Source organism: Planktothrix sp. (assembly GCF_046067725.1).
Lineage (GTDB): Bacteria > Cyanobacteriota > Cyanobacteriia > Cyanobacteriales > Microcoleaceae > Planktothrix.
Genome location: NZ_JBJUDF010000244.1, coordinates 1 through 24034 on the forward strand (window position 1 = coordinate 1; position 24034 = coordinate 24034).

The 24034-nt window shown below is 40.1% G+C and carries 17 protein-coding genes and 1 tRNA gene; 12 read left to right on the plus strand and 6 right to left on the minus strand.

The window, feature by feature from the left end; translation table 11 throughout:
- Positions 1-1041: tyrosine--tRNA ligase (tyrS, locus tag ACKPEB_RS15145; RefSeq protein WP_408965764.1), on the minus strand; the 1041-nt coding region annotated here is incomplete at its 3' end.
- A gap of 458 nt (positions 1042-1499) precedes the next feature.
- On the opposite strand from tyrS, the gene ACKPEB_RS15150 reads away from it, so the two are divergent.
- From ACKPEB_RS15150 to ACKPEB_RS15160, 3 genes are all read left to right on the plus strand, one after another.
- Complete coding sequence (locus tag ACKPEB_RS15150) at positions 1500-3314, plus strand: transglycosylase domain-containing protein (protein WP_408965780.1); 1815 nt, start codon at positions 1500-1502, stop codon at positions 3312-3314.
- 167 nt (positions 3315-3481) lie between these two features.
- A complete protein-coding gene (locus ACKPEB_RS15155) occupies positions 3482-3709 on the plus strand; it encodes a hypothetical protein (protein ID WP_408965765.1) in 228 nt (75 codons plus the stop codon).
- A gap of 156 nt (positions 3710-3865) precedes the next feature.
- Positions 3866-5650: a sensor histidine kinase gene (locus tag ACKPEB_RS15160; protein WP_408965766.1), complete on the plus strand. Its 1785-nt coding sequence runs from the start codon at positions 3866-3868 to the stop codon at positions 5648-5650.
- A 27-nt stretch (positions 5651-5677) separates the two neighbouring features.
- On the opposite strand, the gene ACKPEB_RS15165 is transcribed toward ACKPEB_RS15160, so the two are convergent.
- From ACKPEB_RS15165 to ACKPEB_RS15185, 5 genes are all read right to left on the minus strand, one after another.
- A complete protein-coding gene (locus ACKPEB_RS15165; RefSeq protein WP_408965767.1) occupies positions 5678-6733 on the minus strand; it encodes an adenylate/guanylate cyclase domain-containing protein in 1056 nt (351 codons plus the stop codon).
- Between the two features lie 168 nt (positions 6734-6901).
- Positions 6902-7279 carry a response regulator gene (locus tag ACKPEB_RS15170; RefSeq protein ID WP_408965768.1) on the minus strand — a complete coding sequence of 126 codons (378 nt, stop codon included), beginning with the start codon at positions 7277-7279 and terminating at the stop codon, positions 6902-6904.
- Positions 7280-7324: 45 nt separating this feature from the next.
- Positions 7325-10981 (minus strand): PAS domain S-box protein, encoded by a 3657-nt coding sequence (locus ACKPEB_RS15175; RefSeq protein WP_408965769.1) that lies wholly within the window; start codon positions 10979-10981, stop codon positions 7325-7327.
- 91 nt (positions 10982-11072) lie between these two features.
- Positions 11073-12323, minus strand: coding sequence for an FIST signal transduction protein (locus tag ACKPEB_RS15180; RefSeq protein ID WP_408965770.1), 1251 nt, complete (start codon positions 12321-12323; stop codon positions 11073-11075).
- 30 nt (positions 12324-12353) lie between these two features.
- Complete coding sequence (locus ACKPEB_RS15185; protein ID WP_408965771.1) at positions 12354-13460, minus strand: AI-2E family transporter; 1107 nt, start codon at positions 13458-13460, stop codon at positions 12354-12356.
- 221 nt (positions 13461-13681) lie between these two features.
- Between ACKPEB_RS15185 and ACKPEB_RS15190 the strand changes: the two genes are divergently transcribed.
- The 9 genes from ACKPEB_RS15190 to ACKPEB_RS15230 all read left to right on the plus strand — a co-directional run.
- Complete coding sequence (locus ACKPEB_RS15190; protein WP_408965772.1) at positions 13682-16051, plus strand: glycosyltransferase family 4 protein; 2370 nt, start codon at positions 13682-13684, stop codon at positions 16049-16051.
- A 126-nt stretch (positions 16052-16177) separates the two neighbouring features.
- Positions 16178-17314, plus strand: a complete 1137-nt coding sequence (locus ACKPEB_RS15195; protein WP_408965773.1) for a CobW family GTP-binding protein — start codon at positions 16178-16180, stop codon at positions 17312-17314.
- A gap of 109 nt (positions 17315-17423) precedes the next feature.
- Positions 17424-17882: a D-aminoacyl-tRNA deacylase gene (gene dtd / locus ACKPEB_RS15200; RefSeq protein WP_408965774.1), complete on the plus strand. Its 459-nt coding sequence runs from the start codon at positions 17424-17426 to the stop codon at positions 17880-17882.
- A gap of 27 nt (positions 17883-17909) precedes the next feature.
- Complete coding sequence (locus ACKPEB_RS15205) at positions 17910-19499, plus strand: Hsp70 family protein (RefSeq protein WP_408965775.1); 1590 nt, start codon at positions 17910-17912, stop codon at positions 19497-19499.
- A gap of 56 nt (positions 19500-19555) precedes the next feature.
- Positions 19556-20974: an MlaD family protein gene (locus ACKPEB_RS15210; RefSeq protein WP_408965776.1), complete on the plus strand. Its 1419-nt coding sequence runs from the start codon at positions 19556-19558 to the stop codon at positions 20972-20974.
- Positions 20975-21124: 150 nt separating this feature from the next.
- Entirely contained in the window at positions 21125-21316 is a 192-nt protein-coding gene (gene psbZ / locus ACKPEB_RS15215; protein ID WP_408965777.1) for a photosystem II reaction center protein PsbZ, read from the plus strand.
- 99 nt (positions 21317-21415) lie between these two features.
- A complete protein-coding gene (gene ribH, locus ACKPEB_RS15220; protein ID WP_408965778.1) occupies positions 21416-22000 on the plus strand; it encodes a 6,7-dimethyl-8-ribityllumazine synthase in 585 nt (194 codons plus the stop codon).
- An 80-nt stretch (positions 22001-22080) separates the two neighbouring features.
- Positions 22081-22152: transfer RNA gene (locus ACKPEB_RS15225), tRNA-Gly, on the plus strand.
- Between the two features lie 264 nt (positions 22153-22416).
- Positions 22417-24034 (plus strand): dynamin family protein (locus ACKPEB_RS15230; protein ID WP_408965779.1); only part of this gene is annotated, 1618 nt, incomplete at its 3' end.

A 24034-nucleotide genomic window follows, 5' to 3' on the forward strand; every position in this document is an offset into this window, starting at 1 on the left:
CTCGGCTAAGGAAAATTCAGGAACAGCTTCTGCGGTTTTCGCATCTCCTTGAACTAAGGTTAAAGACGCTCTTTGAGCTTCTAACGCGGCTTCTTTTCCGTGAAATTGAGACGTTATTTCTAATCCCAATAACTTTTGCTGTTCTCTGGGATTTTCCGGTAACTGATCCAAAGGAAGATTAGTTAATAGTTCAAAATATTGGTTTAATAGATTATCTTGAACTTTCTCCAATTTAGAATACATCGTTAACGGATCTTCCGATAACGCCACATAATTTCCCAGGGATTTTGACATTTTTTGGGTTCCATCCGTCCCAATTAAAATTGGCATTAATAAACCAAATTGGGGTTGTTGTCCAAAATGTCGTTGTAAATCTCGCCCAACAGCTAAATTAAACTTTTGATCCGTTCCTCCAATTTCAATATCCGCTTCCACCGCAACAGAATCATATCCTTGCATCAAAGGATAAAGAAATTCATGTAAATAAATCGGATTTTCCTTTTCAAACCGCAGAGCAAATCCTTCTTTTGCTAACATTTGCCCCACCGTCATCGTTGCTAATAATTCTAATATTTTCGCTAAATCTAATTTCGATAACCATTCCGAATTGTAGCGAATTTCTAAGCGTCCGGGGGTATCAAAATCTAAAATAGGACGGAGTTGTTCTAAATAGGTTTGAGCATTTTTTTGAACATCTTCCGGGGTTAATTGACGGCGAACTTCTGATTTTCCGGTGGGGTCGCCAATTCGGGCTGTAAAATCCCCAATAATTAAAACCGCCGTATGACCCGCATCTTGAAAGGCGCGTAACTTGCGAATCGGGATACTATGTCCTAAATGAATATCCGAAGCGGTTGGATCGATGCCAAATTTAACCCGTAGGGGTCGAGGAGTGGTCAATAACCGTTCACCTAAATTCTCATCCGGGTTCCCAGAGTTGATAATTTCGGGAAAAATCTCAGTAATTCCTCGGCGTAGGGTAGGAAACTCTTGTAGAGACGCTGCCGATTTTATGTCTACAGATGCTTGACTCACAGCCATGATCTTAAAATTATTTTGCCAATTTAGGGTAAAATTCGTTAACCTTGATCCCGAACTGGGAATCGAGCAGGGGGAGAAGAGGAGGCAGGGGGAGCAGGGGGAGAAATTTCTGTTCCCTATTCGTAATTCGTAATTCGTAATTCGTAATTGCCCATTGCAAGAGTGCCCATTGCAAGAGTGCCTGTTCCCCTTAATCGCCATCACACAATCTGTGTTTAGGGTGTAACTGCACAATGCCAATGTTATATGCTATCACTGGATGCTCAAAAAAAGTTAAGATTTTTATTTGTCTGCAAGCCTTAAATGTTAAGTAGCCCTGTTTTCGTTGAGGGAGTGAATTAAAAGTGTCGTCAACTAACACAATCCCACAGGAGGTTCAAGTCAACAACCCATCAACGTTGTTTGACTTTGTTCAATCTGTTAGCAAAGTAACGGCTGGAACCTTACTTGGCATTACAATGTTAACCAGTTCTGTGATTGCGGGCGGGCTGGTCGGCTTGGCAGTCAGTTTCCGTAATTTGCCGGATGTGCGGGTCTTGCAAAATTATGTCCCCACAGAAACGACCCACATCTACGATATTAAAGGGGTGCCTCTGGCCAGTCTCCACGATGAAGCCAACCGGGAAGTCGTCACCCTGAATCAGATTTCTCCCCATCTGAAACGGGCTGTGATTGCCATTGAAGATAGTAACTTTTATGATCACAAAGGCATTAACCCAACGGGGATTGTCCGGGCGTTTATCGCCAACTTAGAAACGGGGAACACCGTTGAAGGGGGTTCAACCCTCACGATGCAGTTGGTGAAAAACCTATTTTTATCTCCGAATCGTACCATTAGCCGTAAAGCCGCAGAAGCGGTGATGGCGATTCGTTTGGAGCAGATTTTATCGAAAGAGGATATTTTAGAACTGTATCTCAATCAAGTGTATTGGGGTCATAACCTCTATGGGGTAGAAACCGCAGCCCGGAGTTATTTTAATAAATCGGCGGCGGATTTAACCTTAGCGGAATCCGCGATGATGGCAGGTTTAATTCCGGCTCCAGAAGATTATAGTCCCTTTGTCGATTACAAAAAAGCCAAACAAAGGCAGTTAACAGTTTTGAAGCGGATGCGGGAACTTCAGTGGATTACCCCGCAAGAAGAAGCCGATGCGAAGAAACAAAGCTTGCTGGTGGGCAAAATTACCTCCTTTAGCAGTAGTCGTTTGCCTTATGTGACCGAAGCGGTGGTTCAGGAGCTTTCTGAGCGTTTTGGTCGCGAAGCGGTACTGAAGGGAGGAATGCGAGTACAAACCACTATTGATATGAATTTCCAACAGATGGCGGAAAAAACCATCAGTGAGTGGCATGAAACCTTGTACTATCGAGGGGTTTATAACAGTTTACAAAATGGCCAAATTGCCTTAGTTGCCATTGATCCCCGTACCCACTTTGTCAAAGCCATGGTAGGGGGGGCTGACTATAAAACCAGCCAGTATAATCGCGCTATTCAGGCCTTGCGTCAACCGGGTTCAGCGTTTAAACCGTTTGTGTATTATGCTGCCTTTGCTACGGGTAAATACGGGCCAGAGTCAACGGTTTATGATACACCTGTGAGTTACCCGGACGGCTATGGTTATTATTCCCCACAAAACTATGGCGGGGGTTTTTCCGGTGCGGTGAGTGTTCGTAGCGCCTTAGAAAATTCCTTGAATATTCCGGCGGTGAAACTGGGTCAGGAGGTGGGACTGAATCAAGTGATTGAGGTGTGTCGCATTCTGGGGATTAAAAGTCCGATTGAACCCGTTGTTTCTCTGCCTTTGGGTTCGGTGGATTTAACCCCGATGGAAATGGCGGGAGCTTATGCCACCTTTGCTAATGATGGTTGGCACTCTGACCCCACGTTTATTGTTCAAGTTACGGATAGCCAAGGCAATGTTTTATTGGATAATACGCCTAAACCCCGATTAGTTTTGGATCAATGGGCTGTAGCATCCCTCAACAGTGTGTTACAAGGGGTGATTAACAGTGGGACAGCGACCCGCGCCCAAATTGGACGTCCGGCGGCGGGTAAAACCGGAACCACATCCTCAGAGCGAGATATTTGGTTTGTGGGCTATACTCCTGATTTATCAACGGCTGTTTGGGTGGGAAATGATGACTATACTCCCCTGACCTATGGGGCAACAGGCGGAACCATTGTGGCTCCCATCTGGCGTGACTTTATGTTACAAGCCTTAGATGGAAAACCTGCTAGTTCTTTTAAACCTTCCTCGGCTTATCCCAAACCATAAAAACCATTTTTCCCACTGAGGAGAGTAGAATAAAAAGTACAACCCCCTGTAAGATCAGTGGGTCTGTTTTTCTGCGGGCATGGGCTGAAACATTACCCCTGAAATATTACCCTCAGAACACCCTGCCCTAGAGTTAAAAGTTTTTATACGTTAGGATCTGATTTGTTATGGAAAAAAATACATTTTCTTCACCCAATACAACGCAGAAAGTGGAGGTTTCAATCCACATTGATGCGGAGTTACTCAATCAAATTAAACATCTCACCAATGACCCCAGTAAGGTGATTGAAACCGCTTTACGTCAATGGCTGCGAGGAGAACGTCCAGAGGATGAACTGGCTTTAACTCTGCCTCGTAATCCTCCGATTCCGCCGCGAGGGGAATGGAATGATTAAAATAGAATCCCTGATTAATCGGTAAGCGTGTTGATTGGGGTGTCCTTGATTCTCACTCCTCAGATTCACGGAGATAGCTGTGTATAGTTGAGTAGGAGGCGCGACTAAAGACTTCGATGTTAGGGACTCAAGTTAAGACCATAGTCGCGGATACGGATGAACTTAGACAGGAATTCTCAGTTTACCAGTTCAAGTTCGGCTAACCAGATCTGGCAAGAGTTAGGTGCTGATCTGGTTTTTGTTCAAAATGCCGAGGGTCAGTATTTATCCTTTTATTGGCAACGACAGGATGATTATCCATTAGCGACGAATAAAATTATTGGCTCATCCATTCGAGATGATTTTAAACCCGTTGTCTTGTCTCCCTATGAAGACCGCGTGCGTCGGGTTTTGAGTAGTTTAATTCCAGAACATTTTGTTTATTCTTTTTCCTACGAAGAAAAATATATTGCTTTGGAATTAATTATGAGTCCCATTTTAGTTTCTAGGGGCTTATCAAATAAAGTTTTGGTGATGGGGTGTGTCCTTGAAGAAACTGAAGACAATTTAGATGTGAATTTAGCCGAGATTGTTGCCTATCGTTCTCTGCCTTCAACATTAGATATGCCTCAAAAAATGTTGATTCAAATTGCCGGAACGATCTGTCGCACCGTTCCCCCTAGTTCCCATATTTATCAAACCTTATTAAGTCAAATTGCTCAAAAAATTCGTCGCACTTTAGATTTAAAACAAATTTGGCAACAAACGGTTAATAGTTTAGGACAAGTTTTAGGGGTTAGTCGTTGTATTTTATGTCCCTATCGAGTTGTCCCCTTGGACAATTGGAGTTTACAACAAACCCAAGTGGTGGCGGAATATCGCCTAGAAGAATTTCCCATGATGTTAGGTTTAGATTTGTCGATTACGGAGGAATTGGGATGGACACAAGCCCTAGCTACCTTAGAACCAATTGTGGTGGAACGTACCTCTCCTGAGCATGATCCTTATCAACGTTATTCGATTTTAGTGGTAGCGACTTCTTATCAAGATCAACCCAATGGCATTATTAGTTTACAACAGTGCGATCGCTTCCGACAATGGACAGCAACAGAAGTCGAATTTATCCGAGAATTAGCGACTCATGTGGGAACAGCAATTGCTCACGCTACCTTGTATCAAGAACTCGAAGAAGCTCGAATGGAAGCGGTTGCCCTATCTCGGTTAAAAAGTGAATTTCTAGCGAATACCTCCCATGAATTACGCACTCCTTTAAATGGAATTATTGGGTTTTTAAAGTTAATTTTAGATGGCTTGGTTGATGATCCTGAAGAGAAAACAGAATTTATTCAGGAAGCCCATCGTGCAGCTTTACATTTATTAAACTTAATTAATGATGTTTTAGATATTGCTAAAATTGAAGCTGGAAGAATGGAGATTGACTTAGCTTTAATTAAAGTCAATGAACTTTTGCAAGAAATTGAACATTTTACACGAGCTCAAGTTCAAGAAAAAGGATTAACCTTTACGGTACAAAAAGCCGATTATGAAGATGAAATTATTGTTTATGGAAATTATCAACGCTTGTTACAAGTGATGTTAAATTTAGTCGGAAATGGGATTAAATTTACCCACGAAGGAGGAATTAATATTAGTTTAGGGATTCTCAAACAAACCATTGTCTTTCAAAATCAAGAATTTCCGGGGTTTGTGGAATTTCGGGTTGCGGATACAGGAATTGGGGTTCCCATTGAAAAACAAGATCGATTATTTAAAGCGTTTTCTCAAGTTGATGGAGGGTATACCCGTCAATATGGAGGAACAGGTTTAGGGTTAGTGATTTCACAAAAATTAATCCAAACTATGGGGGGAACCGTTAAGTTTTATAGTTTAGGAGAAGGATTAGGTTCAACCGTTACGTTTACGGTTCCATTATATCAGGAACCTCGGAGGATGAGTCATTAAGTCCAGAACAACTGTTAACTCCCTTAATCATTTTCGACCGATGAGAAAATAAGTTTGCATTTCACCTTTTCCTTTCACATCAATAATGCCTCGTTCTTCAAAAATATATTGATCTTTTAAACGTTCATAGGTGGCGACGGTGACTTGAATTTTCCCCGCGACTCCATGAGATTCCATGCGGTTTGCGGTGTTGACCGTATCTCCCCATAAATCATAGGTAAACTTTTTTGTACCAATCACCCCGGCTTCCACGGCACCGGTATTAATTCCAGCTCGCATTTGCACAGGTTCATTGTTTTGCAGCCGAAATTGACCGATCATTTTTTGCATATCTAAGGCCATATTGGCGATCGCTTCCGCATGATCAGAACGAGGAGTCGGTAATCCCCCCACCACCATATAAGCATCCCCAATAGTTTTAATTTTTTCTAATTGATATGTTTCCGCTAATTCATCAAAGGCAGAAAAAATTTCATTCAAAATTTCCACTAATTCAGCTGGGGATAAATTAGCGGATAATTTTGTAAAATTAACAATATCTGCAAATAAAACCGTAACATCTGCGAAACTATCCGCAATCGTACTTTCACCCCGTTTTAATCGTTGGGCGATCGCTTCCGGTAAAATATTTAATAATAATCGTTCGGCTTTTTCCTGTTCTTCAGCTAATTTTTTTAAATAAGCTTGTTCTTGATCGCGCAATCGTTTTTTTTCCAAACAAGCATTAATCCGAGCTTTTAATAAAACCGGATTAAACGGTTTCGATAAATAATCTTCCGCCCCTAATTCAATACAACGAACAATACTATCAATATCATTAACCGCCGAAATCATGACCACTGGAATATGACGTAAAGCCGGATCAGCCTTCAACGTTTCTAACACCTGATAACCATTCATCTGAGGCATCATAATATCCAGCAACACCAAATCCAGGGACATTGAGGCTATCAGTTCCAAAGCTTCAAAGCCATTAGAAGCCACAGTCACCCTATAACCTTGACGCTGGAGGCGTTTGGCCAGCAGGTCACGGTTGACTTCATTATCATCCACAATTAGTACACGATCAGGTTCAGCGTCCATCTCTATTCGTGGCTCCTACGCTTATTTTGGGATAGCAACATCGAGTGCCACGCCTCCATCTAGGGTGTTTGATCGGATCAGTAGTGTGGCTAAACACTGGCAAAAATTGAGAGACTTTGAACGGTACAGGAATACAAAGGAACCTGACCTGATTCAAGGAAGTTAAACTCAGGGTGTGGGGGCTTTCTTTAAACAAATTTCGATTTTTTCTAACAATCGCGGAAATTCCACGGGTTTTGTATCATAATCATCACATCCTGCTTTTAAACATTTTTCCCGATCACCAGCCATAGCATGAGCCGTCAGAGCAATGACAGGAATGCTTCCGGTTTTAGCATCAGCTTTAATTTGTCGGGTAGCTTCCCAACCATCCATCACAGGTAAACTCATATCCATTAGGATTAAATTGGGCATCATTGAACGGGCTAATTCTACACCCTCAGCGCCATCCACCGCGATCAATACCTCATAGCCTTTTCGGACTAGACGCCGTTTAAGCATATCCCGATTCATTTCATTATCTTCAACTAATAAAATCTTTACCATGATCCAATCTCAACGTTAATAGTTTAGCCTTAGAGTTTTGATGATTTAGGACTTAACAGGGGCTTGTTTCAGGCTGGCATTTAATAAGATCTGAATTTCTCGTAAAAGATCTTCACAGCTATAACTGCCTTTCTGAAGAATCTGCTCGACATAGCCCCGTAATAGTATCCACTCTGTGGAGGTTAATTCAGCCGCCGTCAGGACGATAATCGGGATATTTGCCCACTGCTCGGTTCGATGAAGGTCATGAATTAACTCAAAACCGCTTTTTTGAGGCAAAACTAAATCGAGCAGAATCAATGTTGGGGGTGAGTGTTGAATGATTTGCAACGCCTCCTGACCATTTTCTGCTTCTAGTACAATCCAGCCTTGTCGCTGTAATAACCCTCGTAACAGTTGTCGAGTGGTAGCATCATCTTCAACCACTAAAATCTGATCCGCCCCAGGAAGAAGATCCTGTTTGCGATCCGGTTGATACTTACTCAGTAGAGCAGCCAGGCGCTTGCCATCAAACGGTTTGGTTAGATAGTCCGATGCACCTAGAGCAAAGCCTCGATTTTTGTTGCTGATAAACGACAACACGATCACAGGAATCTCCGCGAGATCTGGATCGGCTTTTAATGTCGATAATACCGTCCAACCGTCCATTTTCGGTAGAATAATATCTAAGATAATTGCATCAGGACGTTGCTGACGGGCAAGCTGAAGCCCTTCTTCCCCTGTGACTGCGGTTTCGACCCGTAGTCTTTCCCGAACCAGCGATCGCTCAATTAAGTCGCGGGTATTAGCATCATCATCAATTACTAAAACCGTAATCGATTGACCTGGAACCCTGGGAGCGGGTTCATCCTCAATGAATTCTAGGTCGGCATCCGGTGCAATTGCTCCCTGTAGGGCTTCTAAATCGGGGTTCTCTGACCCTGGAACCTGGGATGACACCGACAGGGGCAAATAAATCGTAAAGGTGGAGCCGTGACCTAATTCGCTATCAACGCTAATATCACCGTGCATCATGTGGCAAAAGCGTTGACTAATGGTGAGACCTAACCCGGTTCCTCCATAACGGCGAGTTGTAGAAGCATCTCCTTGGGTAAACGGTTGAAACAAAATTTTTCGTTGTTCGGGGCTAATGCCAATGCCGGTATCTTGAACTTGGAATTGGATATAATCCGAGGGGGGATACCGGAGCGGATCAGCATCGAGAAACACTTCGGGCGGGAGGGTTTGGGTGCGACCCACATTGAGGGTAATTTCACCCTCGGAGGTGAATTTGGCAGCATTACTGAGGAGGTTCAACAACACCTGTCGAACTTTCGTTAAATCGGCGTGCATGGTGTTGGGCGTATCAGGAGCATAATTAATATTTAATCTATTTCTATTTTGATCGACCAAAGGCTGGGCTGTGGTGACGACGCTCTCAATTAACATAGAAATTTGAAAAGTTTCTAAATATAAATCCATGCGACCGGCTTCAATTTTAGAAATATCCAAAATATCGTTAATTAAGGCTAATAAGTTGCGTCCGGCGGTGCGAATTCGTTCTAAATCAGGAACAATTTCACCATACCCTTCATCTTCGGCTTCCTCGGCTAAAATTTCACTATAGCCAATAATGGCATTTAGGGGAGTGCGAAGTTCATGACTCATATTGGCTAAAAAGGTACTTTTCGCTCGGTTTGCGGCAACAGCTTCTTCTTTGGCTTGTTTTAACGCTTCTGCGGCTTGTTTACTTTCAGTAATATCTTCAATGGTTCCTTCAAAACATAATAATTGTCCAGTTTTATCCCGAACCGCACGGGCATTTTCTGAGATCCAAATAATGGTTCCGTCTCGACGATACACTTGGGATTCAAAAGCGGATACAGAATGATGGGTTTGAATAGCTGCAATAAATTCATCTCGACGGGTGGGATTAACATATAATTGTTCCCGAATATTGGTGAGCATTTGTAATAACTGTTCAGGAGATTCATACCCTAGAATTCTAGCTAAAGCGGGGTTAGCACTAAGATATTGACCGTCCAGGGTGGTTTGACAAATTCCTTCGGCGGCATTTTCAAAAATACTGCGATATTTTGCTTCGGTTTGTCGCAGAAATTCTTCGGTTTGTTTGCGTTCAATGGCATTAGAAAACATTTCTCCGACCATTTTTAATAAAGCAATACTATCTGATGACCAAGTATAACTCGAATGAATGGAATCAAACCGCAGAAATCCGACAATCGCCCGACGACAGACCAAGGGAATTAAAATAATCGATTGGATGTGAGGGAAGTGTTCGATTTGAGAATCGGAGGATAAGTCAGTAACCGGATGAAATTGTTGTAAATACTCTAAATCTCGGAGTGCTTCTGGGGGTAAATCTTGAATGGAAAGATAAATATTTTCGTAGCGATTGAGTTGTCGTTCTATCCAAGGAATATCAGCCCCATACAGTTTATATCCCGAAACTTTCTTTAACAAATCTGTTAATTTTGTCTTTTGTTGAGGGCGAGGAGGAGTTTTGATTGCCAACCATTGATAAATCGAATTCATCTGAATTTTAGGATCAGCGAATAAATATAAATAGCTTTGATCTACCCCTATAAAGGTACTAATTCGTTGTAATGCTTGTTGAATTCCATTTTCAATTTCATCCGTTGTTAAACTAATAAAATGAGTTGATAAATGGGTGATTAATTGTTCAAATTCAACGCGATATTGTAACGCTTTTTCTACTCGTTTTCGTTGAGTAATATCCCGAAAACTCCACACTCTTCCCACTAATTTTTCTCCCATTTCTGAGGGATGGGAATATAATTCAAAAATTCGTCCGTCTTTAAACTCTACCACATCATAAGTCGGGGTATGGGGTTCGGAAGATAACTGCATGACAGTTCTAAGAAATCGAGGCGGATCTTTTAACTGTCTTAACACAAAAGCTAATACCGATTGATCCTGGGGTGGCTTTAATAATGTGGAGGGAACTTGCCACATTTCCACAAATTTCTGATTAAAATTTAAAACTTTTCCCATGCGATCAACGGCTAGAATTCCGGCATCTGTTGAATCAAAAGTCGCTTGTAATAAAGAAATGGATCGTTCAGCTTTTAATTGTGCTTGTTTACGTTCAGTAATATCTAAAAAGATTAAGGCGACTCCGACCAATGTATTTTGTTCTAAAATCGGGGTTAACACATAGGAAACAAACAAAATATTACCATTGGCACAGATAAATTGATCATCACTGGACTCGATGGGTTTGATCAGGGATGCTAACCCAGTGGCTGAAGATGTCCCCAGTCGTTGAAACCCTTTCAAAGATAATTGAGACCGAGCTCCAATGTGGTCTAACAGCGAGTTTCCCACTAATTCTGGTTCTGACCATCCCAGCAACCGTTCGGCTTCCGGGTTCATGGATAATAAACCGCCTTGGGGATCTAAAATACATAATCCGGCTCCCAAGGAACTAATAATAGAGCGTAGGCGATCGCGTTCTGCTTGTAAGCGAGCTTCTGACTCTTGACTTTGTTGGTTGTATAACTCTAACAGTTCCCGGGAGGACAAGGTGAGCGATCGCTCCATCAGATAGCGTTCTTGATCAGCGTCAGTGTAACTGCGGCTGACTCGTTCCAAAAATTCTTGCCAAGTTGCCAGATCAACTGGAAGAGTCTGCGGATCAAGACCCAGGCGTCTGAGTTGGCGTTGGAGCGCGTAGTGCATAGAATCTTAAGAGTGAAGAAGTCAAGAATGCAACTATTGGGAACAAAGAAGATAGGGATAAACCCAGGTTCAGGACGACCGCACCCTAGAGTTAGCTACTATTTTCTCGAATGGTAATTAAGGTCATGGTTTGATTATGCAATTCGCAGAGGGAGGCAACACCAGAGGGAGCTAATTCCCCGTAGGAGTAAAATCCCATTTGTTGGGTTCCTGGGGGTAATTCATCTAGTGTAGCTTCTAATTCTTCCTCAGTTCGCTCTCCCAGAACTAGTCTCCGACCTGAACCACTAATGGCAATGGCTAAAGTCGGTTCTACTTTCATTGTCTCACTGGGGGTCAATTTCTGCTGTTCCCATTCTCCGATTTTTCGTTGATGACTATTGCGAGTAATCAGCGCGGCGGCTAAGGCTCCATTGACTAAACGCTCATAATTTCCCCGCATCAGTTGAGCGATGGAACCCATCGGAATATCTCCGGTAAAAACGAGGGATTTTGTGTCTTCATTGAAGGCTGTAAGGCTTCTGACGGTGCGTTTTCGCGCTAAGGGGGTTCCTAATGCTAAGGGAAAAAATAAGCCACTGGTGGGCAAATTTCGAGCATATTTACCGAGATATTCTTGATAAAGTTGTAAAGCGGGTTTATGATCTAATTCATACAAAATATTATGGTGAGAATAAGTGACTTTGCGTTCTGGCCCAAAGATTGTCCAACCGCCTTGGGAACCATAGCTAATCGCAATATCATCTCCATAAAATCCCACTGCGGAAACTGCACTATTTTGGGGTAAACTCTCGTGTAAAACCCAAGTGCGTTTAAATTGATGATGATCGGCTGCTAATCCTCCAACAATTACGATGGGTTCGGAGGAATTTAACACCGAACTTTCATATAAAATTGAATTTAAACCTCGTAGAAATTCACTTCCATTGAGTTGTAGACCGTCTCCTAAAATAAACACCGCTTTTAACTGAGGATCGCTGAGTTGTTGAGCAATTAAATAACCAGCTTGATAAGAAGATTCTTGTCTTTGAAAGGGGTTTGAGAGGCTGGTGATGGCTTGTAAGGAACAAAATGCTGTTTTTAACGAAGTAGTTTGAAATTGCAACACACTGACGGTTAAGCTGTCCTCGATTAAGGTTGATCCAAAAATTTCTCCCGCCGTTGAACAACCGATAAAATGGGAGTGAGGATAAGCGTTTTTTAAAGTCATTAAAGGATCAAGATAGTCCTGAAATTGAACCGCACCAAATACAATTACAAGGGTTTGATTTGAATCCAGGGGGGGAAAGGATTTGACTGACCATCCGGTGGGTTTCTTCCAAAAAAAAGTTTCTAATTTCATGATAAACTGGGGTAAATCCTAATCGAAACCTTAAGGAAATTGAGGAGAGGAACCAGACTCAGAGGGAGGTAAAATTTCCTCTTTTTGTTCAGAAATTAATTTGGGTTGTAGATAGAGATTTTCAACTAAAGCAGCAACTCCAGCGAACCAAGGGGGAACAATTAATGCTCCCATAATTCCTAAAACTTGTACACCTCCTAAGACGGATAACAATTGATATAACGGGTGAATTCCGACGGATGAACCGACTAATAACGGATCAAGAACGTAGGTTTCAACATTTTGAATAATTCCATATAATATTAAAACCCAAACGACTAAAAATCCTCCTTTAGCTAAAGCCACAATTAAGGCGGGAATCGCTCCTAAAATTGGGCCGATAAAGGGAATTAAATTCGTGACTGCGGCGATCGCTCCTAAACCAATGGCAAAATCTTTTAACCCTAAAAATCCTAACCCGGTTGTCGTTGCTACACCTAAAATTGCAGACACCAGAATTCGTCCGCGAAGATATCCTCCCATGCGTTGACTAATGGGATTGATTTGTTGAGCTAATCGTTCATTCCAAGGATGGGGAAAAAATTGAATAAAACTGTGAATTAAGGTTTGACTATCAGCGACCATATAGCCGGAAATAAATAAAGCTAAAATTAAACTGGCAACTCCACCTAATATTCCTCTCGTAATTCCGTAGGAACGTAAAATTAATTGTTGACTGGAACGAATCACCCAATTCGTTAAGGATTGAGGATCAATCAATTGTTCAATAAAGGTGGAAGTATCCTCCCCTAATCGACTCGCTAAATCCGTTGCTATGCCAATAATTTGTTCAGCAAAAATCGGAGATTGACGCACTAATAATGTAATTTGATCTACTACTGCTGGCCCAATTACTAATCCAAATCCGGTTAATCCTGCAATTAATGTAAGATACACAAAAACAACGGCTAACCATCGAGGAACCTGTTTTTTTTCCGCCCAATTCACAATCGGAACAATGGAAGCCGCTAAAACAACAGAAATCATTAATAAAACGATTAAACCTCGAAGCTGCCAAAGCAGGATCAGCAGAAAAACCGATGCTACAATTATAAACAGACTAGAGAGGGAAAATGAGATACGGCGTTCAGATTTCATGGTCTAGCTATGGGTAAGTCGAATCGGCGGAGACTGATCAAGACCGGATTTTAATTAAAGCCACCTCCGTTATTCAGTTTAATCATTAAAACACTATTGGTCAAGAGGAGATTTTAAAAGATGGGTTATTCATTATTTTTTAAGTTCTGATTTAATTTATAATGACTCAATTAGATCGTTTAAAATTTCCTAAAAAGTTGTATCTGGGTAGAAGGTTCTCTATGCAAATTCATGTTGAAGGCTGGCGTTTTATTCCCTATTCCTATAGCATTACTCATCAATTCCAACTGTTGGAAATGCTAAGGCGTTCCTCGTTAAAAATTACCCATCAAGAAATGCCAGGCTTGAAACCGGAGTGGCAAACTTTCACGGGGTTCTTAACTCCTGAATTAGAAACCCAGTTACAACAAATTCCCTCGGCTATTAATCCGGCGGTTGATGTAACGTTACGAGTGTATCAACCGTTTAATTTTAACTCTTCTAACAGTCGAAAAACCCTAATTTATGCCACTGCACCTTGGGGAATTTTAATTGATTCTTCCTCCCCCCTTAAACCGTTATTTCATTTAAAAAATCAAGTTATTAATCCTGATATTACGATTATTACTCCCTCCCAATGGTCGAGGGAAGGATTGATCAGAAGTGGTTTAAATCCTCAACAGATTAAAGTTGTTCCTTGGGGTGTTGATCCTAGCATCTATTATCCTATAAATAAAACAGAAAAAATTCAACTCAGAAAACAATGGGGATGGGAAGATTATTTTATTTTTCTCCATGTGGGAAGTTTACAGGATCAAGATGGACTTAAACCGATTTTAAAAGCTTTTGCTGAAATTGTAGATGATTATCCCCAGGCGAGATTAGTTTTAAAAGGTTCAGATGTATTTCACAACTCAGATCACTGGTTAGCGGAGGCTTTTGAAAAAATCTTAACCGAGGAACAATGGGTTAAAATTTATCCGAAAATTGCCTATCTAAATCAACCTTTATCTTGTACAGCTTTAGCTCAATTATATCAAGTTTCTGATGCTTATTTAGCCGCAGATGTTGCTACTGCTTTTAATTTATCTGTATTAGAAGCCGCTGCATCGGGATTACCGATTATTTGTAGTTCGGGAGGTGCAACAGAAGAAATTATCAATGAGCCGTTTAGTTTAAAAATTAAGACTCGGTTTAAAACCCAAATTATTCACAATCAAAGCCGATTTTTCTTTCATCCTGACTGGGAACATTTAGCCGAATTAATGCAAGAAGTGATTGATCAGCCTCAATGGCGAGAACAAGCTCAAACATTGGCTCCCCAATGGATCAAACAACATTATACTTGGAAACATACCGTTGATCAACTATTAGAAATTGCTCAACAAGAAAATCCGATATCCTGGGCAATTCCTCAAAATAACCTCCCAGTTTCTTTATCCTCTCCTCACAGTATTATTGTCGAAGGATGGCGAGATATTCCCCATTCCTATTCCTTTATTAACAGTTATCAACTGTTAGAAATGGTCAAATATCCAGCTTTAAAAGTTTTTCATCAAGATATTCCCTATGTCACCTCAGAATGGAAACCGAGTAAACAGTTATTAAGTCCTGAAGCCGAGGATATATTAGATCGAATTCCGGTTCCTGAAACCCACCAAAAAGCAGATGTCACCTTGCGACTTTATTGTCCGTTTAATTTACAAAATTCGACCAGTAAAAAAACCGCAATTTTTGGTTGTACAGAATGGGGAATTGTACCGCGTTCTATTTTAAATGGAATGAAAATTGATTGCTTTCGAGAAGCGCATCAAAATTCAGAGACCTTAATTATTACCTCTTCCCATTGGTCGCGGGAAGGATTTATTCGTAGTGGTGCGGTTCCTGAACGAGTTGTGGTCATTCCATTGGGAGTTGATCCTCAAATTTATCATCCATTATCCGAAGAAAAACGGCAAGAAATTCGCCAATCATGGGGATGGAATGATAATTTTATTTTCCTCAATATTGGGGTGATGTGGAATGAACGTCAAGGCATTGATCGAATTTTAAAAGCCTTTGCTACCATTACCGAAAAATATCCAGAAGCTCGACTCATTTTAAAAGGAAGAGATGCAATTTTTCCCTCAAAAGATTATCTGAAACAAGCCACACAAGATAGTTTAAATGAGAAAGAATTACAGCGAGTTTCTTCTCGATTACGATATATTGGTAACAATTTATCTTCCCTGGAAATGGCACAACTTTATCAAGCGGCGGATGCTTATGTCTCTCCTTATTCCGCCGAAGGATTTAATCTTCCAGTATTAGAAGCGATCGCCTGTGGAGTTCCCGTGATTTGTACCCAAGGGGGGCCAACGGATGATTTTACCACTGATCAATTAGCCTATAAAATTAGCAGTACCTTTGAGAAAATCACATTACCGACAGGTGAAATTCGCTTCTTTTTAGAACCCAATCAAGACCATTTATTAAGTTTAATGGAAACCGTCCTTGAAAAAGGAAATCTTTATCAAACCCTGCAAAAAATCGGGCCGGATTTTGTGAATAAAAACTTTACCTGGAAAATTATTGTTGAGCAATTATTAAAGGTTTTGTTCCATAACCTTTAAGTTAAATCTTGAACCGATCACTGTTTGAGACGTTTCAGGATTGAGATCTAATGTAGTCATCTTCCTAAGAATACGATACACTAACAATTACAAGTTTAAGTTTTTGACGTTTTTGGTAGTAGCCTTATGCAATCGGCCATAACCCCTAACCCAGAATTAACAATGGATGATCCCAAGCGAGGAATGCCTGTCACCATTATTACAGGCTTCTTAGGAAGTGGGAAAACCACCCTGCTGAATCATATTTTATCGAATCAACAGGGAATCAAAACCGCCGTCTTGGTGAATGAGTTTGGTGAAATTGGGATTGATAATGAACTGATTGTCAAGACCGACGAAGATAATACAATGGTTGAGTTAAGTAATGGTTGCGTTTGTTGCACCATTAATGAAGATTTAGTGAATGCGGTTTATAAGGTTTTAGAACGTCCTGAAAAAGTCGATTATATGGTGGTAGAAACCACAGGACTTGCTGATCCGCTTCCCGTTGCACTTACATTTTTAAGCACTGAATTACGGGATATGACCCGTTTAGATTCCATTGTCACCTTAGTTGATTGTGCAAATTTTAGTTTGGATTTATTTAATAGCCAAGCTGCAAATAGCCAAATTGCTTACGGGGATATTATTATTTTAAATAAAACCGATTTGGTGGATGAAGCCGATGTCGATTTATTAGAAATTAGAATTCGGGAGATGAAAAAAGATGCTCGAATTCTACGCACTAAAAACTCTGAAGTTCCCCTTCCCTTAGTTCTGAGTGTAGGATTATTTGAATCCGATAAATATTTTAACCCTGAATCTGATTCCCATGACCATGATCATGAGGATCATGTCTGTGATGAACATTGCGATCATGATCACGATCATGACCATGAACACCATCATCATCACCATCATGATCATGACCATAAACACCATCATGATCATTCTAACCACTTAGAAAATGATGGCTTTACTTCCCTTTCATTTCAAAGTGATCAACCGCTTTCTTTGAGAAAATTTCAATACTTTTTAGATAACCAACTTCCGGCTAGTGTATTTCGAGCTAAAGGAATTTTATGGTTTGATGAAAGTCCCAAACGCCATATTTTTCACTTAAGCGGAAAACGGTTTTCAATTGATGATGATGAATGGAAAGGATCACCCAAAACCCAATTAGTATTAATTGGTCAAGAATTAGATCATGAAACCCTGCGTTCTCAACTGAATAATTGTTTGTGTTTACCTTCCACAAACCGAGGGAAAGGATTTGGTAAATAAGCTTAACTGTTGATAGGTAGGTGTGGGGTTATCCATTTTTTCAGCTTAAGTTGACATGATCAAGATAACTCCACTCCTACAAACTGATAACTGATAACTGATAACTGTTATGCGGGTCATTATTCAGCGTGTTAATCGTTCTCAAGTCATGGTTGATGGAGAAATTATTGGTCAAATTGGAAGAGGACTTAATTTATTAGTAGGAATTGCTGAAACCGATCGTGAAATTGAACTCAACTGGATGGTGCGAAAATGTTTAGAATTAAGATTATTTCCTGACCCGGAAAACCCGACGGGAAAATGGGAAAAATCCGTTCAAGAAATCGGAGGTGAACTATTAGTGGTCAGTCAATTTACCCTCTATGGAGATTGTCGCAAAGGTCGCCGTCCGTCCTTTGATCAATCTGCGCCTCCCGAAATCGCAGAAAAACGCTATGAACAATTTGTAGAAAAATTACGTTTGAGTGGTTTAAAAGTCGAAACCGGGAAATTTGGCGCGATGATGCAAGTTTTGATCGAAAATGATGGCCCGGTTACGTTAACATTAGAAAAAGAAGCAAACTCTTAATTTTTTTAAGAAAAACCCTGAAGAACAATGACTATTGCGATTGATTTTGGAACCAGTAATACTGTTATTTCTCGTTGGAATCCAGCTACACAACAACCTGAAACTTTAAAACTTCCTAATTTATCCTTAATTTCCAGTCAAAATCCTCCTTTAATTCCTAGTTTAATTTATCTTAAAGATGCCAATCAAGGCGACTGTTTATTAGGTCAACAAGTGCGGGATGGAGGGTATGATATTAGTAATGACTCTCGTTTTTTTAGGAACTTTAAACGCGGAATTGGGAGCAATATTCAAGGATTTTTACCTGAACTTGATGGTCAAATTATTACTTTTGAACAAGTTGGAGAATTATTTTTAAGCGGAATTATTGATACCATTCGTCAAATGCCGATAACGGTTGATTCCCTGGTTTTTACCGTTCCCGTTGATAGTTTTGAATCCTATCGCTATTGGTTAGGAAAAGTTTCTCAATCTCTGGATGTTGAACAAATCCAACTCTTAGATGAACCGACAGCAGCAGCTTTAGGCTATGGACTAGCTGATCAAGAACTTTTATTAGTGATTGATTTAGGTGGCGGAACCTTAGATTTATCCTTAGTTCGCTTAAACGAAAATAGCAATAAAAAACCATTAGGATTTATTTTAAAATGGGGTCAAAAATCCTTTGCAGAATCATCAGGACAACGGGTAAAAACCGCTAGGGTTTTAGCCAAAGCTGGACAAAATTTAGGCGGTTCTGATATTGATCATTGGTTAGTCAATTATTTTACCCAAACCCAAAATTTACCAAAAACAGCATTAACGACTCGTTTAGCAGAACGTTTAAAAATTAAACTATCCTTACAAACCCAAGCTACAGAAGTTTATTTTGATGATGAAACCTTAGACAGTTATGAATTAACCTTAACTCGCAGTCAATTTGAAACCATTTTAACGAAAGCTCATTTTTTTGAAACCTTAGATGATTCCATTGGGAAAGTCTTTCAACAAGCTCGTCGCCAAGGAATTGAAATCTCCGATATTGATGCGGTTTTATTAGTAGGAGGAAGTGCTCAAATCCCGGCGGTACAAACTTGGATTCAGAAATATTTTGATTCTAACAAAATTCGTTGTGAGAAACCCTTTGAAGCTATTTCTCACGGTGCTTTACAATTAAGTCAAGGCGCAAAAATCGAAGATTTTTTATATCATAGTTATGGAGTTCGTTATTGGAACCGTCGGGATAATTGCCATAGTTGGCATCCGATTATTAAATCCGGTCAACCTTATCCCATGACAACGCCTGTCGAATTAGTCTTGGGTGCATCTTTAGAAAATCAACCGAGTATTGAATTAATTTTAGGGGAATTGGGTGATGAAAGCGGGGGAACAGAAGTTTATTTTGATGGCGATCGCTTAATGACTCGTCGTTTAGATCAACGCCAAATTGTACAATCATTAAACGATACCCAAGGAGGTCGAAGCATTGCTCAATTAAATCCCCCCGGAAACCCCGGAAGCGATCGCGTTAAAGTTTTATTCCAAGTAGATGAGAAACGATTTTTACGCATAACCGTCGAAGATTTATTAACCAATCAAATGCTATTAAACAACCAAGTTGTTGTACAGTTAAGTTAAGGTAATGTGCCATTAATCCGGTTCTCAGGTTATCCTGATTTAAAGAGGGTAAAAATATGCGATCTCGCGCCGTTCGAGAAGGATCTGTTGGCTTGTTAATCCTGTTAGGGTTAGGTTTACTAGGAGCTATTATTTTATGGATTAAAAATATTAGTTTAGGAACTCGTAGTTACAATCTGATTGCAGAATTTCCTGATGCGTCAGCTATACAAATCGGAACACCTGTACGATATCGAGGCGTTAAAATCGGTCGAGTAACCGAACTCAAACCCGGTTTAAATTCGGTCGATGTCATCTTAGAAATTACATCGAATAACTTCACAATCCCTCGGAATGTTATCATTCAATCGAATCAAATTGGTTTATTAAATGAGGGATACGTTGATATTATTCCTAAAGGAAATATCCCTCAAAACATAGCAGATCTAGATCCGCTCAGTTCTGATTGTCCTGAAATCATTCTTTGTAATCAAGCTCGAATTCCAGGGGAACTCGGTATTGATATTATGAGGTTGATTGCCAGTTTATATGAATTTTCCGAACTTTATGGAAATCCTCAGTTATATGCTAATTTGAATAGTGCGGCTCAAACCACAGCAACTGCCGCACAAGCTACCACAAAATTAACCGGAAAATTATCTGATTTTTTAGTTGTTGCTCAATCCGAAATTAAAGACTTAAATGAATCCGTTGATACCGGAATTAGCGGTTTAAATCAATCCGTAAATCAGGGGATTACATCTTTCACCTCAGAAATTAGTAATCTCTCAACACAGGTGAGACAAGATACAAAAGAAGTATCAAAAGCAACCGTTGAATCCGCGAATTCCGTAGCCCGTGCAGCCGATCAAATTACGGATCTGAGTCATCAATTGAATGGGTTATTAGCTAACAATCGTTTCACCTTAATTTCCACCTTAGAAAATATTAATAAAACGACTCAAGAATTAAGTGTTTTAGTGGGAAGCCTCACCCCGATTATGACGCAGTTACAACAAGCCAGAATTATCGAAAGTTTAGAAGCCACCTCTGCGAATGCCGAAGCCACCTCAGCCAATTTAAGAATCTTATCAAAAGCGGTGAGTGATCCTGAAAATTTAATGCTGATTCAAGAAACTCTAACCTCAACTCGAAATACTTTGCAAACCCTACAACAAATTAGTGAGGATGTGAATCAATTAACAGGCGATGAACAATTACAAAATAACCTCAAAAACTTAATTAATGGTTTAGGTCGATTATTTGGATCAACTCAACGCTTAGAGCGACAAAAATCCATGTCTGAACAATTAGAACCCTTAGCAGAAGCCGTAAAAAAAACTCAATTTACACTCTCTACAATTAATCAAACTTCCATCCTGAATTCAAAAACACCAGAACCCAATCAAACCCTAAATCAATTCATAGATTCAGCAACTCATTATTCCGTTCATAAAAATCAAATTTTTATGTCTAAACCCCTATCTCCTAATTAACACTCCCCCTCCCCCTGCTCCTGTTCTCCCCCTGCTCCTCTTCTCACAGGTGGCAATTTCTGGTAGGTTTAACTATGAACCGCTAAACAGGATTCGGTGAGCCTGTCAGCCGTATTTATACTTACTGCCAAGTCAAGTTGGGAGAAAAAAATGTTAACAATTCTGTTTCAAGTTGTCCTCGCGGCACTGGTGATTTTATCCTTTGTGATGGTAGTAGGCGTTCCCTTCGCCTATGCTGCCCCTCAATACTGGAGCCAATCTAAGCCTTTGCTCTATGTGGGTTCTGGCCTCTGGTTGGCGTTGGTTATTTTAGTCGGTGTATTAAACTACTTAGTGGTTTAATCGACGGTGGGAATTGAGGGTTAGACCGTTGGGGACAATTCTCCTCAGCCGTTTAACCAGTGATTCCCCCAGGGTTTATCAGAAAAAGGATCATTAATAATGGCGGTTTTTGAGGGAAATTTTACTCAAACAGACTCCCTGCGGTTTGCAATTGTGATTGGTCGATTTAATGATTTAGTGACGACCAAACTGTTAGAAGCGTGTCAAGATTGTTTAAAACGACATGGAATTAATCCCGAACCCCAGGGAACACAAGTCGATTATGTTTGGGTTCCTGGGAGTTTTGAGATTCCCTTAGTCGCCCATCAGTTAGCATTAACTCATCGCTATGATGCGATTATTTGTTTAGGGGCTGTGATTCGTGGACAAACCCCCCATTTTGATTATGTTTCGGCGGAAGTGTCCAAAGGTATTGCAGCCACAGCGTTTCAGACGGGAGTTCCGGTGATTTTTGGCATTTTAACCACCGACACCATGCAGCAAGCCTTAGAACGAGCGGGAATTAAGGCAAATCACGGTTGGAACTATGCCATGGATGCCATTGAAATGGCAAACTTAATGCGTCAAATCAAGCACAGTGCCACCTATCCCCATACAACCGTAGACTCTACAGCCATTTTGTCTGCGTCTACCACTCCAGCTTTAACCGGGGAAACCTTGAAACAGCAGTCAGAAACCCTTTAAACCGTGGGATTCAAAAAATTTTTGGAGTAGGGGTTGACAAATCTAAAGATTTTTGGAATCATAAAAACAGTGAACGGTTTGCGGGTGTAGCTCAGTGGTAGAGCGTCACCTTGCCAAGGTGAATGTCGCGCGTTCGAATCGCGTCACCCGCTTAAAAACTATAGAGTCGGTGCTTTAGCACCATTGCAACTCCCCAGATTAACTTGATCGAGTTAACTGGGGAGTTTTCGTAACTATTCAAAAAACCTGGTTTTTTGTGTTCAAAGGTGTCAATAAAGTATCAGAGGAACTGGGTTTCTTGGTCAGTTTTATAACTGACAGATATCATCAGAAAACTTCTCATTTTTTCTGTAGTTAAGATTGTCAAAAAATCAATAAACCGCTAAGGTTATAGAAAATAGCTGATCAAAAGAAAGATGGACAGAACAGCGAAAATTAATCAAATTATTGATAAGCGGAAACCCCTTGCTCAAAAAATTACCCAGGTAGAAACTAATCTCCGTAATCTCACGGATTTACTTTATCAATTAGAAGAACATCGGCATCAACGATTAAGTAAAATTGACGATTCGGCTACCCAAGAAAAGTTACAAAACCTTGACTTTTCCCAATTCCAAAATGACATTTCTAAAAAATTAGGTGCATTATCCAAACTCAGAGAACGATTTTCCAGAGATACGTTAAACATTGGTGTTGTAGGACGGATGAGACAAGGCAAAAGTCGTCTCTTACAAACCTTAAGCGGGTTAACGAATGATGAAATTCCTTCTCTACCTGGTGAAGCTTGTACCGCAGTTCGTAGTACCGTTTATCATCATGATGGTGAAACCTATGCTAGAGTAATCTTCCATTCTCAACACTCATTTCTTAAAGAAGTTATTCATCCTTATTTTAGACAATTAGAATTAGGTGCTGTACCTACAACTTTAGATGAATTTTCTCGACCGTTACCAAATTTGTTAACAGGGGCAACAAATCGAGAAATGATTGAGCATCTAAAAAAATATCATCAAGATTTGAGCAAATATCGTTCTTTACTTAGAGAAACTCCAGAAGTCATCCATATAAGCAAAACAGAGATTCCTCAATATATTACGCAAAATCGAAGCGGTTACTTTCATCATTTAGCGGTTAAGGAAGTTAAAATTTATTCCTGTTTCAGAAATCCTGATGTCGGAAAAATTGCTTTAGTTGATGTTCCTGGTTTGGGAGATACTAAGTTAGGCGATGAAGAATTAATGCTACAAACAATTGGGCAAGAAGTTGACATTGTTTTGTTTGTTCGTCGTCCTGATGGAATTGGTGATCAATGGCAAAGAGATGATACTGATTTATATGATAAAGCAAATCAAGCTGTTAAGGATTTACCTCAGCGAGCTTTTTTACTGATCAATCGTATTAGCAATGATGTGCAACAATCAGATCTTTGTCTAACTTTTAAGGATAAGATCGAGAAAAAATCAGAACCCAGCCCTTTAAATAAATCAATGGAGTTTGTGCATTGTGAAATAGCTGATTGTTCTAGTTATGAAGAATCTAGCCAAGTTCTTGAAAGAGTTTTAGACTATTTAACTAATAAAATTAACGAAATAGATGAAAAATACACAGAAATTTACCAAGTTCGACTTCAGGAACTTCAGGTATCAATTCAGGTAGAGTTAGAGAAAGCCAAAAAATGTTTTGGGCAGGAAGGAATTGATTCATCTGTTTTATCTCGATTTCTACCGATGTTTAATAAAGCCTATAAGGAGATGGCAACTTCATTAGACAAGCTACTTAAAGATTTAATGGATAAACGAGAACAAGAAGATAATTCTTTTAAAAACAAGTTAGAAGAAGTTCTTAGTATTTGTAGAACTGATACAGGGCTACCCGATCTTGAACAAATTGAAAATCAAAAAGCAGATTTAGGAGGCTATCGGAATGCTTACTATGATTACTTAAATAAAATTAGAGCTAATTTATCACAACATTTTTTAAGTTTAGATGAAGGGTTAAAACTTTCAATGAAAGAAGTTAAGACTCAGGTTGCGG